At 35.2% G+C, this 16,136-nt stretch carries 14 protein-coding genes; all 14 read right to left on the reverse strand.

What is annotated here, in order from left to right; genetic code table 11:
• Positions 1–658 precede the first annotated feature (658 nt).
• Entirely contained in the window at positions 659–1,828 is a 1,170-nt protein-coding gene (locus WH267_RS24625; RefSeq protein ID WP_340011638.1) for a proline dehydrogenase family protein, read from the reverse strand.
• A gap of 64 nt (positions 1,829–1,892) precedes the next feature.
• The gene (locus tag WH267_RS24630) at positions 1,893–2,822 is read right to left on the reverse strand and encodes a UbiA family prenyltransferase (RefSeq protein ID WP_340011639.1); all 930 of its coding nucleotides are present in this window, start codon (positions 2,820–2,822) and stop codon (positions 1,893–1,895) included.
• Between the two features lie 11 nt (positions 2,823–2,833).
• Positions 2,834–3,760, reverse strand: a complete 927-nt coding sequence (locus tag WH267_RS24635) for a mevalonate kinase family protein (RefSeq protein ID WP_340011640.1) — start codon at positions 3,758–3,760, stop codon at positions 2,834–2,836.
• Positions 3,761–3,920: 160 nt separating this feature from the next.
• A complete protein-coding gene (locus tag WH267_RS24640) occupies positions 3,921–6,101 on the reverse strand; it encodes a T9SS type A sorting domain-containing protein (protein ID WP_340011641.1) in 2,181 nt (726 codons plus the stop codon).
• Positions 6,102–6,277: 176 nt separating this feature from the next.
• On the reverse strand, positions 6,278–7,768 hold the full coding sequence (locus tag WH267_RS24645; RefSeq protein ID WP_123318995.1) for an MFS transporter: 1,491 nt from the start codon (positions 7,766–7,768) through the stop codon (positions 6,278–6,280).
• A gap of 106 nt (positions 7,769–7,874) precedes the next feature.
• Positions 7,875–9,053: an acetyl-CoA C-acyltransferase gene (locus WH267_RS24650; protein WP_115973801.1), complete on the reverse strand. Its 1,179-nt coding sequence runs from the start codon at positions 9,051–9,053 to the stop codon at positions 7,875–7,877.
• 51 nt (positions 9,054–9,104) lie between these two features.
• Positions 9,105–9,515 carry a hypothetical protein gene (locus WH267_RS24655; protein ID WP_340011642.1) on the reverse strand — a complete coding sequence of 137 codons (411 nt, stop codon included), beginning with the start codon at positions 9,513–9,515 and terminating at the stop codon, positions 9,105–9,107.
• Positions 9,516–9,517: 2 nt separating this feature from the next.
• A complete protein-coding gene (locus WH267_RS24660) occupies positions 9,518–9,922 on the reverse strand; it encodes a hypothetical protein (RefSeq protein ID WP_340011643.1) in 405 nt (134 codons plus the stop codon).
• A 297-nt stretch (positions 9,923–10,219) separates the two neighbouring features.
• Positions 10,220–11,602 carry a nucleoside permease gene (locus WH267_RS24665; protein WP_115973798.1) on the reverse strand — a complete coding sequence of 461 codons (1,383 nt, stop codon included), beginning with the start codon at positions 11,600–11,602 and terminating at the stop codon, positions 10,220–10,222.
• Positions 11,603–11,622: 20 nt separating this feature from the next.
• Positions 11,623–12,222, reverse strand: a complete 600-nt coding sequence (locus WH267_RS24670; RefSeq protein WP_340011644.1) for a bifunctional nuclease family protein — start codon at positions 12,220–12,222, stop codon at positions 11,623–11,625.
• 181 nt (positions 12,223–12,403) lie between these two features.
• A complete protein-coding gene (locus WH267_RS24675; RefSeq protein WP_115973796.1) occupies positions 12,404–13,351 on the reverse strand; it encodes an electron transfer flavoprotein subunit alpha/FixB family protein in 948 nt (315 codons plus the stop codon).
• Positions 13,352–13,389: 38 nt separating this feature from the next.
• Positions 13,390–14,136 carry an electron transfer flavoprotein subunit beta/FixA family protein gene (locus tag WH267_RS24680; RefSeq protein WP_047425433.1) on the reverse strand — a complete coding sequence of 249 codons (747 nt, stop codon included), beginning with the start codon at positions 14,134–14,136 and terminating at the stop codon, positions 13,390–13,392.
• Between the two features lie 149 nt (positions 14,137–14,285).
• Positions 14,286–14,993 carry an SDR family oxidoreductase gene (locus WH267_RS24685; protein WP_115973794.1) on the reverse strand — a complete coding sequence of 236 codons (708 nt, stop codon included), beginning with the start codon at positions 14,991–14,993 and terminating at the stop codon, positions 14,286–14,288.
• Positions 14,994–15,072: 79 nt separating this feature from the next.
• Positions 15,073–15,984, reverse strand: a complete 912-nt coding sequence (locus WH267_RS24690; RefSeq protein ID WP_340011648.1) for a T9SS type A sorting domain-containing protein — start codon at positions 15,982–15,984, stop codon at positions 15,073–15,075.
• Positions 15,985–16,136: the final 152 nt, after the last annotated feature.

The following is a 16,136-nucleotide window of genomic DNA, read 5'->3' on the forward strand; positions in this document are numbered from 1 at the left end:
TTTATCTGTAGTTTTTATTGTAATAAGGGTAAATTTCGATAGCCACGAATGCACGAATGATTTTTATTCGTGCATTCGTGGCAAAAAAATAATCGTGTAATTGGACATAAATATTCTATAATATCATGAATATTTTGAAAGAATAAAAAGGAATTAACTCACTATCCATTCTATGCAGAATCCTGTTTATTTATAAAAAACCTGACCAAAGAAAATGGCCAGGCTAAAAAATATTTGAAGAAGAAAACTAAAGCTATTTGCTTTATTTGTTTTTAAATTTTAAGGGATTCCTGAGATGTATTTATCCTCTTTCACAAATCACTTACTGCTGCATATTGGGAAATTTTAAGGATATGATATCTTCCGGAACCGGAGAATTCTGTTGCATTATAATATAATGATGGCAGATGAAAAATTTTTCATGTATTAGTTTTTTATAGCTTTATCAAATATAGAAATTAAAAATCAAATCAACAATAAAAATTAAATTATTTTAACATATAATTAATATTAAAGAACAATTAATCTATAATCATTAATATGATGTATTTTATTGAAATTACAGATTTTATAATAAATACAGTAATTTAATTAAAATGATTCAAATAAAAAGACCCGCATATATTGCGGGTCTTTCCTTTATTTTGGGTAACAATTGTTATTGTTTTTTTCTTCTTTCAAGTTCTTTTTTAATCAGTCCAAGTTCCCTTCCGGTTTGTCCTGCTACAGAAGTATTTTCCTGGGCTCTTCTCGTAAGATATGGCACAACATCCTTTACAGGTCCGTATGGAAGATATTTAGCCACATTATAGCCTTTATCAGACAAATAGAAAGTAATGTTATCACTCATCCCGTAAAGCTGTCCGAAATACACGTGTGGATTCCCATTTTCTAAAGATTTGGATTTCATTTTATCCATAATCAGCTCAGAAGAGATCTCGTTGTGAGTTCCAAAGAACGCAGAAACTTTATCCAGGTGGTTCATCACAAAGTCAATTCCTGCATTATAATTCTTATCGGAGGCATCTTTGGTAGGCTGAATTGGATCTGCGTATCCTCTTTCTGCAGCTCTGGCTCTTTCTTTCTCCATATAAGCTCCACGAACAATCTTGTATCCGATGAAATAATTCTTTTCTCTGGCTCTTTGAAGGTGTGCTTCCATATATTCCAGTCTTCCTGTTCTATACATCTGGATTGTATTCCAAACGATAGGTTTTTCCTGGTTATATTTCTCCATCATTTCTTCACAAAGCTGATCTGCAGAATCCTGCATCCAGGTTTCTTCTGCATCTACCATTACTTTTTTGTCATTTTCATGACAAAGAGCACATACTTCGTCAAATCTTCTTACCACTCTCTCCCATTCTTCCTTCTGACTGGTCGTAAGCTCTACTCCTTTTCCAACGGCTTCATACAGATCAATTCTTCCGAATGCTGTAGGCTTGAATACTATAAAAGGAATTGCTGGATTCCCTACTGAAAATTTTACAATATCTTTGATCTCCTTACATACAGCATCAAAAGTTGCTTCATCCTCTTTCCCTTCAATGGAATAATCGAAAATACTTCCAACTCCTCTCTTGAAAAGCTGTTTTACAACCTTCATACTCTCCTCACGGGTTTCTCCACCACAGAATTGTGCAAACAAAGTATTTTTTACAATTCCGGTAACGAATGGAAAGTCGTTGTGTACTGTAAAATTAAGAACGGATGTTCCAAGGCTGGTAAGAGTAGGCTGTTCAATCATTTTAAACATCCAGTAAGCCTTTCTCAACTGTGCATCTGTCTTGTCTGCAAATGCAACTTTAGTATCATTAAAAATGGGCATTCCTATTTATTAAATTTAGTTATGCAAAGGTAATAATAACCTTAGTTTATTTAAAGAATTTTTATTATAATTTATGTTCAATTCCATTTAAAAGCATAGCTATAATTCCTACAAAAACCCATAATCGTAATATATTGAGAGTGAGAAAGTTGCTTTTTCTGCTGGAATTTAAAAAAAGATAAATACAAAGGATCATCACAAATAAGCTGCCTGCGAAATAGTAAGCCATAAATCCAGAAACCCCAGTTTTAGTAATAATTTTCATAGAAACTCCCATTGTTATTAAAAGTAGGGAGATGAGAATAATCTTTGTATTTCTGCTTTTAAAATAATTCGGAATGGTGATATATCCAAATGCTTTATCCACACTTCTGGTAAGGGTGTCTTTTACAATATCAATGCATAAAAGGATGAGAAAAAGAAAAACAGCCATCAGAAAAACTTTCTTGGAAAAGGTTTCATAATAAACCATCATTCCAAAGAACGGATATAAGGTAAGGCTTACAAATGTGAGGTTATTCAGTATTAATATCCTGCTTAATTTATGGCTATAAAACCACATGAAAAACTGATATACTACAAAAAACAGAAAAACATTATGGGAAATCATCCAGGCTACCCCTAATGAAATAGCACTCAATCCCAGATAAGCATATAAAAAATACTTTTGTTTAATGAAACTCTGGATTCTGGTTCGGAAGGGTTTTACAATATGATCTTTTTCCAGATCATAAAACTGATTGATAATTCCACCTGCTAGGATCGTCAGAACGGTACAGAAAATAATACCATGTACTTTAAAATCGAAGACAAAATTCCTGAAAGATTCTTCCTGATTGAACAGAAAAAAAGTGGAAACATAAAGGGCAAATGTTAGCAGAGCTGCTACAAAAAACCGTGCTCCAAGTAAAAAGCCCACGAATTGTGAAACTCTGTAATATAGAGATTTTGAAATATATTTTTTGGATTGGAAAGTTTCTTTTTCAGAATTCATTTCCAGCCTGTTTAAAATCTGTAAATCACCTCTTTTTGGAATCCATCAAGCATTTTTTCTGCTTTTTCATAATCCTGGGTAAAGCCTAAGATATAGCCTCCCCCTCCGCTTCCGCAGAGTTTTAAGTAATATGCATTGGAATCCAGTCCTTTTTTCCAGATGTTAAAAATACTTTCAGGTATCATTGGACGGAAATGTTCATAAGCCCAGTGAGAAAGTTTTTTTAGATTTCTGAAGAAAGGATTCATATCTTTTTTAAGAAAAGCTTCTATACAGGCGTTATTGTAACGGATAAACTCTTCTTTCAGTGTTTTACGGAACCCTTCTGTCTTCATTTTTTCAAAGAAGATCTGGATCATTGGTCCTGTTTCTCCTGTAATTCCGGAATCGATCAGGAAAATTGCTCCTTTTCCTCCTTTTCCGTCAGGAATTGACACTCTGTCTAAGTTTTCCTTGTTTTCAATAAGAATAGGAAGATTCATGTAGCAGATCAATGGATCCATACCTGAGCTCTTTCCATGGAAATAACTTTCCATTTCACCAAAAACAGCTTTTAATTTTTTAAGATTTTCCTTAGAAATATTATCTGGATTTAATTTGCTGACCGAATATTTTTCAAAAATAGCAGCCACCAAAGCCCCCGAACTTCCTACTCCATATCCCTGTGGGATATTGGAATCAAAGAAAAGTCCGTTTGAAATATCTTTTTTAAGGCTTTCAATATCCAATGTAAAATCATCAGAGAGATCAAGTGTTGTAAGAAAGTCTGAATATTTCTGCAGATGTCTGTTTGAATTAAGCTCAAATTCTGAAGCCAGGTCTGAAAATTTTAAGGTTCCTTTATAGAAGCTGTAAGGTACTACAAGCCCCTGGGAATCTTCAATCATTCCGTATTCTCCAAACAGGATTATTTTTGCATAAAATAAAGGGTTGGTCATATTGACAATAAATCTTTTTGCAAAGTTAAAAATTATTCCGCTGAATATAAGCAAAACCCGGACCGAAATATCAGTTATTTATATTTCTTCTCCGGTTTATATATTAAAAATACGAAAAAAGCCTGATATCCTCAGGCTTTTATTGATATTTATTTAAAAATCAGTGTTTGATCAGCTTTTTGTTGATCGTCTGCTTATCTGTTTCGATCGTTATTACATAGTTTCCTGTCTGGAAGGATGAAAGATCTACTTCTTTCTTATTTCCTTTTAAAGAAGAGGCTGAAGCTACCAGTCTTCCGGACTCATCATATATTTTATAGGCTTTCAATCCTTCATTAGAGGATATGGTTATCATATTTTTAGCAGGATTCGGATAAATGCCGATTGTATTATTTTTCACATTTACATCTTCCACCCCCAGCACCGCGCAGGAGAAACCAGCTTTCCAACCAATACCGTTTTCGGCAGGATCTGAAACAAATTTGATTGTAATGGCTCCAGAGGGATTTGTAGAAGTAAAAGGTCCCGGAACAGCGCTTCCTGACAGCTTATTTCCGTTAGCAAATAAAGGTGAGGAAGTAGAAGGTCCATCATAAACATACATAAAATCATACCCCTGTTCTGTTCCAAATTCTGTAAAGGTCATAGTCATGAATGAACCTGAAGCGGGATAAAATGTTTTTATTATTTCTTCATCATTGCCGTAATTGGCATTTGGGCCTCCTGTATCAATAAACTGAACTCCATCACACCAAGCTGCATCTGTCAGGAACACTCCTGATTTCTGATAGTATGTTTCATTAGCACAAGGACCTACTCCATCTATTCTGTAATAAGTTCCAGGCTGAAGATTGGCAATACTAAAGTTTGCTGTACTGGTATTTCCTGTTGTCACAGGGGTACCATCAATTTTTGAAACCTTATATTTCCAGGTTGAAGATATGGCATCAGTAATCAATATATCAGCAGAATTCTGTGTTGTAGAAGTTGCCGCAATAGATGAGATACTGGGAATACATGATACTGTACAGTTGGTTCCAAGACAAGGTTTGGAATCAATGGTATTTCTGATCAAAGCAGCCGGCTGATCTCCAAAACCATTGCTGAAATTGATTCCTATTCCTGACATTAAGTGGCAGTAGCTCATGATTGTACCTGAAGCAGGCAAAATATTACTCGTACACGTAAGCCCTTCATCCGCTATTATAGATGGCTTTGCAGTGGGTCCACACCAGTCAATTGGAGTATTATTTCCGTTCCAGGCACATGCATGGGTATGTGGTGATCCTAAGCTATGTCCCATTTCGTGTGTCATAGCCTGAATTGTCCAGGAATATACCGGTACATTATTATAACTTTGGCTGATTCCTGAATAGGCATGTGCATAGGTTTTACATAAAGAATTCAGATAGGCAACACTTGTTGTACTTGGAGCATTGATCAAATGAGCAAGATCACCATTAAAAACCTGTCTGTTGGCTGAAAATTTAGATAGATTATTACTCGGATTTCCTGTATACGGATCTGGCGTGGTCCAGATATAAATTTCATTCAAAGCTGTTCTTATATCATCATTGGTGTAGAGGGTTGCAATATTATTATGAACCGCTGTAAGCCAATTAGTAACAGTGGTGGTATTGGAACCGTTATTCTGATAGGGTTTATAGCAAACTTCATAGTAGATCCTTACACAATTTTGGGTCAACGTTTTTTTCTTACTTAGATTGGGATCATACGAAATTTTCTGTCCCTGATTTTCTTTTATTTCATCAATACCGCAGATAAAAGGGTTTGCTCCTGTTAGTTTGGAGTCTGAATAACTTACAAAATCTTCAGTATTTTTGGCTTTTCCCAATACTATATTTCCCAGCTCCGGCGTAGAAGCTACCCCTACTACATCATTCTCAAAGAAACTGAAAGCTACAACAGAACTGTTGCTCCCTTTTACAATTCCCTGATAATATACTCCCGGAGTATAGTTTACGGTTTTCCCTTTGTTGGTAACCACTTTAAAATTGCTTGTAAAGATTTGATTTTTATACATTTCAACGGTAATCTGCTTACCTCCGTCAAAAGGAAAGGAAATTTCGATAAATTCCGGTTTTTCACTCATCAACCTTTTCAACTCGGCAGCCTTTAAGGAAATAACGGTAATATCTGTTGCAGCACGTCTGTATTCAGCAAGTTTATTTGTATTCTGATTGATATCAAACAGATCATACTTGTTAACCTCACTTTTTCCGGAATGGTATTCTGAAATTTTTTGGGCAATTGGTCTTAGTTTTTGAGAAAGACCAAGCACAAAGCATTGCAAGAAGCAAAGCAATAGAATTTTTTTCATAGTTTTAATGATTAGATTTAATTAACAAATAAACAAAAAAAATCAAAACATAGTGAAAAATAAATATTATTTCACAATAACCACACAGTCATTATAATAAATAAAGCCAGATCAATAAATAATTGATTTTAATTCACGTAAATAAAAAAAGACGTTAAAATAACGTCTTTTAATTTTTATAATGTTTCTCTGTCTGTTCTCATTTTTACCTTCAGGAAACGGATCAGTATCAATCCTGCGCCGAAGAATAAAGTCATGGACAAAGCTGCAATTCGCATATTATTAAAATGTTCAATTAATGTTGCAAAGATAAATGTTCCGATAATGATTGCTATTTTTTCCAATACATCATAGAAACTGAAATAAGTGGTGTTTTCCATCGAGTTTTCCGGAAGCAGTTTTGAATAAGTAGATCTGGACATTGCCTGAAGACCTCCCATTACCAATCCTACTACTGCTGCGACTCCATAGAACTGATATTCTACTGTTGGATTTTCCTTATTCAGGAAATAAGCCCATAGACAGGCAACAATCCATAGGAAAATAGCGATTGAAATAACATTTCTATTTCCTATTTTTCTGGATAATCTTGAGAAAATAACAGCGCCTATAATGGCTTCGATCTGGATCACTAAAAGGGTTCCGATAAGTTTATCCTGAGCAAGATTGATCTCACTTTTTCCGAATAAAGTAGCCATAAGGAAGATCGTCTGCATTCCTACACTGTAAAAGAAGAAACTTGAAAGGAAAAACTTCAGGTTTCTATCTTTGAATAGCTCTCCTCCTACTTTAAATAATTCATGGAAACTTTCTTTGGCAATATCCTTGTAAAAGCTCATATTGTCTTTTAATACCTCAAAAAAACCACCTTGTTCTTCATGTTTTTTAAAGATGTTCTTATAGTTTAATAATACAAGATCTTTAGGAAGTTTATCTTTTACATCCCCGAATTGAGGAAGATGTTTGAAAGTATACTGTGAGAAACCAAACCACCACGCTCCGGTCAACAGGAAGCTGATTCTTGTAAATAATAGCTGTTGTGCTGCTCCTTTGGCAAAAACCTGAATCAGGACTAAGCACAATACCACTAAAACTACAGAGCCAAGATATCCATAGACATATCCTTTTGCAGAGAGTGCATCCTGCCTGTCCGGCGTTGCAATATCCGGAAGGAATGAGTTATAAAACACCAGACTTCCCCAGAAGCCAACACTCGCTGTAATACTGAACAGGAGCCCCAGAAATACATTATGCATTCCTGTGAACATCGCTAATCCCATACAGGATGTTGCACCCAGGTAACAGAAGAACTGCAGAAATGATTTTTTATTTCCGATAGTATCTGCCAATGAAGATAAAAACGGAGACAGTAATACTACAATAAAGAACGATATGGTTAATGAATATCCATATACGGCATCGGGTTGGTATTCGTTGCCGAAAATTTTGATCATGTGCCTTACCGGAACATCGATCCATTTTTTTGTTTCCGTTACATATTCCTTTTTTTCATACGCTGTGGTAAGAATAGAGTAATAAATAGGGAAAATGGTAGACGTAATAACCAGGGAATACACAGAGTTTGCCCAGTCATATACAGCCCAGGCTTTCATAATCTTCGGATTATTCTTTATGTTGTTGGGTTGTCGGTTCTCAGTTTCAGACATTTCAAATAAATATTAGTAGCACAAAAATAGAAAAACCATTAAGAAATGGATAAGATTTTAAAAAAATTATCAACTCCTTAATGGCAATACACTCTGAAACAGAATGTTATATATTTTCAATCACAATTGCAGAGGCTCCACCACCACCATTGCAGATTGCTGCTGCACCGTATTTCGCGTTATTTTGCTTCAATACGTTGATTAATGTCACAATGATTCTTGATCCTGAACTTCCCAGTGGATGCCCTAATGCTACTGCTCCTCCATTTACATTTACTTTGGAAGCATCTAATCCTAAGATTTTATTGTTTGCCAGTCCTACAACAGAGAAAGCTTCATTAAATTCAAAGAAATCAATATCTGACACTTCTAAACCTGCTTTTTTAAGAGCAATAGGTAAAGCTTTAGCCGGGGCAGTGGTAAAGTTTTCAGGTTCGTGTGCTGCATCAGCGTAAGAAACAATCTTAGCTAATGGCTTTAATCCTAATTCTTCCATTTTTTCTTTAGAAACAAGGATTAATGCAGATGCTCCGTCGTTCAATGTAGATGCATTAGCAGCTGTCACTGTTCCATCTTCTTTTTTGAAAACTGTAGGAAGTGTTGTAATTCTGTCGAAGTTTACAGCTTTGTATTCTTCGTCTTCAGCAAAGATTACAGGGTCTCCTTTTCTCTGAGGAATGGAAACCGGTACAATTTCGTCGTTGAATTTTCCTTCACTCCAAGCTTTTGCTGATCTTTTATAAGATTCTATAGCAAAGTTATCCTGATCTTCTCTTGTAATGCTATAATCAACGGCACATTTCTCTGCACATACTCCCATGTGTACTTTGTTGTATACGTCTGTAAGGCCGTCCAATACCATACCATCCAGCATTTTGATATCTCCAAGTTTTGTAGCGACTCTTGCATTATAATAGTGAGGAACTAAAGACATATTTTCCATACCTCCTGCAACAATTACTTCTGCATCACCTGCTTTGATAGCCTGTGCAGCCATTGTTACAGCCTTCATTCCTGAAGCACACACTTTATTTACTGTGGTGGAAGGTGTATTGATAGAAAGACCTGCTCCTAAAGCTACCTGACGAGCCGGTGCCTGTCCTTCTCCTGCCTGTAATACATTCCCCATATAAATCTCCTGAACATTGGCAGGATCTAAACCAATTTTATCTAATGCTCCTTTCACAGCGGTAGCTCCCAATTTAGTAGCCGGAACTGTTGATAAACTTCCCATAAAACTTCCCATAGGGGTTCTTACTGCGGAAACAATGAATACTTCTTTCATGTATATAATTTTTATTTTAGCTAAAATGAAACCGGAGTTTCATATTTAAATTTATTTTATTTTTATGTATACGACATTAAATTCAGAACCTGCAATCTTAGTGTTAATTTTCAAAAGATTATCCTGAGTTGCTACTACTCTATTGCTGAAAACATCTCCAATCTGTACAGGGTCATTCTTATCCGACTTTTCCATAACGATCGATTTATAATTGCAGTCATCCACAAAAACCAATGTAGATTTTATATAATCTTTCCCGTTATTGAAATATTCGGTCTGTACATTATCCTTAATGGTCATATGCCATATGGCTTCCGGATAATTAGCTCTCAGGAATTTCCCTTCTTTTATATTCGTACATTTAGTCGGGTTATCCGGCTTTTTCTGTACTGTTTGCTGGGATTTGACCTGTAAGGTCATTAACAATAATACCCCAGCTGAAAATGCTTTTAAGAGTCTCATATTCATATTTGAGTTCGTTGATTAACTTTTTTATTATTTCCTGCAAAAACCAACAGAAAGGCTCCTAAAAATTCTACGATCCATCCCCACTTCAATTTAACGATTCCTGCAAAACTTTCTCTCCAGGATTTAAAAGGTAAAAAACTGAAGTAATCTAATGACTTTAGCTTTACAGCCACCAAAGTGAATGCAAACAAAAGAATAAGCAAAACACCAAAAGATCTTACGATTTTCGCATTACTATTGACAATTCCAAATACTGCACATGCGGCAAAAATCCAACATGTAATAGCCAAATAGTGATCGAGTTTCCAATAATTCCAGTTTCCTATAATAGGTACATGTACCAAAGGCAGAAAACTCCCTACAACCACTAATAACAATCCTAATAACTGAATATTTTTCATATTTACTAAAGTGCCAAAATACGAAAAAAAACACATTTCCAAATCATCTGTTATCAAACATGCATTTCCTCTCCCTAACACTCATTAGTTATAATAAAAAGCTTTCAATATTAAATATTTATCAATAATATATCCATTATTTTAATGAATTAAAAACACCAAATAGCCCTTATTATAATTTTTAAATCACATTTTATGCTTATCATCTGTTTAGCTTAATTATGAATTGATTTAAAATAAAAAAATTGCACTTTCTTATCGAAAGTGCAATTTTATATTATGGTACTGTTAATTGAATTAATGTTTAACTGAAGAAACGTCCTCAGGCTTGTGCTTATGTTTAAATAAAACAGCAAAGAATATAGCAAGAACCAATGAATAAATGGCAAATGATAACCATATCTGCTGCCAGTCTTTCACCATAACAACAGAGGAAAGACTACCATCTGAGTTTACGACTGCATTAAAGCTGTTTTTCAGGATCTCCAGGAACGTAGGGTTATCAGGAGTAGTCTCCAGATAAGTAGATAAATCCGTAGCTGTTGTAAATTTATGGGTAAAGAATTTATCTATCGCCCAACCTGCAATATAACTACCAAAAACGGCCCCAAAACCATTGGTCATCATCATAAATAATCCCTGTGCTGATGAACGGATCTTTTTATCTGTTGTTGTTTCTACGAAAAGTGAACCTGAAATATTAAAGAAATCGAAAGCCATTCCGTAAACAATACAGGAAAGAATGATTAGTGAAAGTCCGTATCCGTCCGGTACTCCATAAGCAAAGAATCCAAATCTTAATACCCATGCCAGCATAGACATTAACATTACTTTCTTGATCCCGAATTTCTTCAGAAAGAAAGGAATTGCCAGAATAAACAGAGTTTCTGAAACCTGAGAAATCGACATAATGATTGTAGATCTCTGTACTACGAATGAATCAGCATATTTTGGAAAATGAGCAAACTCACTTAAGAACACATCTCCGTAAGCATTTGTTAACTGAAGTGCTGCTCCTAAAAGCATTGAAAACAAAAAGAACAAAGCCATTTTATAGTTTCCAAAAAGCTTAAAGGCATTTAAACCTAATTGTTCTGACAAAGGTGAACTTTTATCAATCAGCTTTTGTGGTGGACATTTTGGTAAAGTAAGTGCATAGATTCCTAAGAATATGGCTATTGCTCCTCCGATATAAAACTGCCCTTCTGTCGCTTTATTTCCACTAAGATTAGTAATCCACATGGCCACAATGAATCCAATGGTCCCCCAAACACGAATGGGTGGAAAATCTTTCACTACATCCAGATTATTATTCTTTAGAATAGTATAGGAAATTGAATTGGCCAGGGCAATAGTAGGCATATAAAAGCACATTGCAACAAGCATCACCGAAAAGAAAGAATTGGGATCTGCCGAATGTGGTAATATGAAAAGCATAACCCCGTAAAGAATATGTAATACTGAAAAGATACGTTCGGCATTCACCCAACGGTCAGCAATAATTCCAGTAATGGTTGGCATAAAAATAGAAGCAATTCCCATGGTTCCGAAAACAGCTCCAAACTGTGTTCCTTCCCAATGTTTAGTACCAAACCAGAAGTTCGCCATCGTAATCAGCCATGCTCCCCACACAAAAAATTGGAGAAAACTGAGGATGGTCAGTCGTAATTTTAAATTCATTTTTATATAAAGTATCTCTTTTAGTCAATTTTCTTTTTCCTCCTCTTGATTTCTTCCTGAATTTCAAGGGCGGTATCATAGTCTTCTTCTTTAACGGCATCTTCCAGAAGCTTCTGAAGTTCCTCCATAGAAAGGGATTTTAAGTTGTCTTCAGCCTGTACTGTTTCTGAGAAGGTCTGCTCTTCTTTTGACACATCTTCCAGCTCTAATAAGATTCCTGCTTCGTTTAAAACCTGCTGTGTAGTAAAGATAGGTGCATCGAATCTTACAGCCATAGCAACAGCATCAGAAGTTCTTGCATCAAGGATCAGCTCTTCTTCAGTTGCTTTATTTTTAAAGTTAATATTTGAAAAGAATACCCCATCTACAATCTGATAAATGATTACAGAAACCAACTCATAATTGGCTGAAACGATAAATTTTGAGAATAAGTCGTGGGTAAGAGGGCGCGGTGGATGGATATCTTTTTCCAATCCGAGAGAGATAGATTGAGCCTCGAAATTTCCTATAACAACAGGTAATTTTATGTGTGTTTCCTCATGCTCCAGTAACAATGCGTACGCCCCAGATTGGGTCTGACTGTACGATATTCCGCGAATAATTAGCTGCTTATAATCCATAGCTACAAATATAGATTAATTTTTTGTTGTGATTTCACTTTTTTAGACAAAAATAAAAGCCCGGAAAGCCGAGCTTTTATTGTATTATATGTGATTGTCAATGGTCAATCGTGAATTTTACTTTGCAAGTGAATGATTAAAAATTAACTAACAAAGCGAATTGACTATTCACCATTAAATTTTATCCTTTAATAGCTTTAATTTTCTCTGTTAAAGCAGGAATAATCTGGAAAGCATCTCCTACTACTCCGTAATCTGCAGATTTGAAGAATGGTGCTTCAGCATCACTATTGATTACTACGATAGTTTTTGAAGAGTTTACTCCAGCTAAGTGCTGAATTGCTCCTGAAATCCCAACTGCGATATAAAGGTTAGGTGAAATAGCTTTACCTGTTTGTCCTACGTGTTCTGTGTGAGGTCTCCAGCCAATGTCAGAAACCGGCTTAGAACAAGCTGTAGCCGCTCCTAAAACATTTGCCAATTCTTCGATCATTCCCCAGTTTTCAGGACCTTTCATCCCTCTACCTGCAGAAACAACCACTTCAGCTTCTTTAAGGTCTAATTTCCCTGAACTTTGCTCGTGAGAAATTACTTTAGTATCTTCATTAGCAACAGATAAGTTTTTCACTTCTTCTGAACCTGATACTGCGTTTTCTTTAACACCGAAAGCATTTTGAGAAACTGTAACAATTACTCCGTTTCCTTCAGCTTTTGCATGCATAAAACCTTTTCCTGAGAATGCTCTTCTCTTCACCTGGAATGGAGAAAGACTTTCCGGAGCTTCCAATGCGTTAGTAATTAAAGAATAATTCTTCATAATTGCTAACATTGGTGCTACTGAAGAAGCATCTGTAGTGTGAGGAAAAACGATAATATTTCCATCTGCTACTTCATTCACAGCCTGAGCAAATGCTTTAGCTGAGAAATTTTTAAGACCTTCGTCTTTGATATTGATAACGTTTGATGCTCCATATTTGTATAATAAATCTGAAGAATCGGTAGGGTTTACAGAGATTGCTGTAACGGTATCTCCTGCTTTGTCTGCAACAGCTTTAGCATAAGAAACTGCTTCGAAAGCTGCTTTTTTGTAAACTCCATTTATATTTTCTGCGTATACGAATACTGCCATTTTCTTAAATTTAAAGATTAAAAATTAAAGGATTAAGATTAGATCACTTTAGCTTCTTCGTGAAGTAATCTTACCAATTCATCCAGATTGTCTGGAGAAACCATTTTCACAGCTGCTCTTGGTGGAACACTGTCATAAGATACTCCCTGAACTTTAACTTCTGAAGAAGCAGGCTCTACTACCTGTAAAGGCTTTGTTCTTGCAGACATAATTCCTCTCATGTTTGGAATGATAAGGTCTTTTTCGTCTACTAACCCTTTCTGACCTGCAATAATTGCCGGTAATTTAACAGAAATAGTTTCTTTTCCACCTTCAATTTCTCTTACTGCAGTAGCTTCGCTTCCATTTACATCTAATCCTACAGATGCATTTACGAAAGGCTGGTTTAATAATTGAGCTACCATTCCCGGTACAGAACCACCGTTATAATCGATAGACTCTTTACCACAAAGGATTAAATCATATCCTCCGTTTTGAGCTACAGCAGCAATTTCTTTTGCTGTAGAATAGCTATCCTTTGGATCAAGGTTTACTCTTACTGCATCGTTAGCACCAATTGCCAGTGCTTTTCTGATTACAGGTTCTGTACCAGCATCTCCTACGTTGATTACTGTTACAGTTGCTCCCTGAGATTCCTGTAGTTTAACCGCTTTTGTCAACGCAAATTCGTCTAACGGGTTAATTACCCACTGAATTCCGTTTTTGTCGAAAGCAGATTTATCTGCTGTAAAGTTAATTTTGGAAGTAGTATCCGGAACACTACTAATACAAACTAATATTTTCATGTGTACTATTTTATTTTTTCTCTTTTAGGCATAAAATCATGACAGTTTATGCAGAGATTTTGTTTGAATTAATTTTTGCTAATATAAATAAAAAATATATTATGCATGCATAATACTTATTAAATTATTATTCAATACATTAGATGTACTTATTTACCTGGCTGTGTTGCTCTAAACTCTATTTTACTAGGCAAAACTCTTGAATTCATCTTTAAAATGTCCAATATCAGATTCCCCATATCTTCAGGCTGAATCTTCCAGCTGTCTTTTTCAGATGGAACATTTCCGTTAAAATAGGTAGCCACTGATCCCGGCATAATTACCGTAGATTTGATATTGTACTTTCTCAAATCAATCATTGCTGCCTGCGTAAATCCTACGACTCCGAATTTTGAAGCGTTATAACCCGTTCCGTTTTCAAAGAAATTAGCTCCTGCCAAGCTTGAAATGGTAATATAATAACCTTCTGTCTTTTTCAGTTCTTCTACAGATGCTTTTAAAGTATAAAAAACACCGGTAAGATTGGTTTCTATCATATCATTCCACTCTTCAGCGGTCAGTTCATCTACAGGCTTAAATATGCCCAGTCCGGCGTTTGCAATCACATAATCCAGTCTTCCGAACTTTTCAATAACAGATTTTACAGCTTCTGTTTCACTTTCCAGGCTTCTCACATCAGAAACAACTCCCAAGACATTAGGTGAATATTGCTTAAGTTCATCTTCAGCTTTTATCACATCTTCTCTTTTTCTTCCTGAAAAAGCTACTGAAATTCCATTTTCAAGCAGGATTTTGGCAATTCCCAAACCTACTCCTTTAGTTCCTCCTGTTATATATGCTGTTTTATGTTTTAACATCCTGTTTAAAATTTATTTCTCTAAAATAACAAAAACGCTCCAATTGGAGCGCTTTACTGATACTAAGATTTATCAGGTCTTATTTTTTGATGAATTTCTCGGTAGTTCTACCTTCTTTTGTTTCGATATTAATGATGTAGCCTCCTGTATTCAGATTTCTTACATCAATTTTATTTCCATCCAGACTAACATTCATTTTTCTTCCGTTCATGTCGAAAATTTCAACCGTGTTAATTTTCTCTGTAGAATTTACATTTAAATAGTCTACTGTTGGATTAGGAGAAATTGTTGTTTTTTTAACATTGCTGAATATTTCTTGAGTTCCTAATGTTGCATTCTGACCTTCAATACTAAATGCAAGACCATCAAACGCAGGTTCGTCTGTAAGGAATGATATACTTGTCCAATTTGTAGCACCTGCACCAAAAGCATTCATAGGGTCTACAAGTTTCGCTCCATTGCCATTGATTTGGCCTGAGAACCAGTTAAATCCATTATTTCCACTGTTAGCACCATAAGAAGTCTGATTAGTTTTTGCAGCGAATACAACCCAATAAGTAGTATTAGCAGACAAAACAACAGGTGTACTTAGCGCTGCCGTTACATCAATTTCAAAAGTATATCCCGTTAAAGTTTTTATCAAAGAATATCCAGGGGCTCCTTTAGCTACATTTATTGCTGCAATTGGATTTCCAGCTCCATTAGGGATTCCAGCAGGGGATCCGGCAGCATCTGCATAAATATAAAGCATTGCTCCTGTTGCAATAGTAGTTTCTAAATTTGATGCATTTTGAAAGCCCAGCACTTTCACTTTTGTTATTCTGCTTTGACTAGCAAGGGTAAAGTCATCTGCAGATGCGACAAAGTTCCCATTTGCCAAAGCGTCAGCAACAATTCCGTTTTGACTTGTAACTGTTTGATTAAAAATTGTTGTTTGCGCGTTTAAAGAGGCTAGTCCTAAAAAAGCAGCCAATAGTAAAGTTCTCTTCATGATGAATAATTTTAGTTTATTACAAAAGTATCAATTTTAAGTTAATTAAACAAAAAATAAATAAATTAAACAAAAAAATAGATAATAAAATAGATAATTATCATATTTGATTTCAAAAAAAACATAAATAATTCAAAACAAAAAAAATATAC

The organism is Chryseobacterium sp. MYb328 (assembly GCF_037572595.1).
GTDB classification, from domain to species: Bacteria; Bacteroidota; Bacteroidia; order Flavobacteriales; family Weeksellaceae; genus Chryseobacterium; species Chryseobacterium pennae.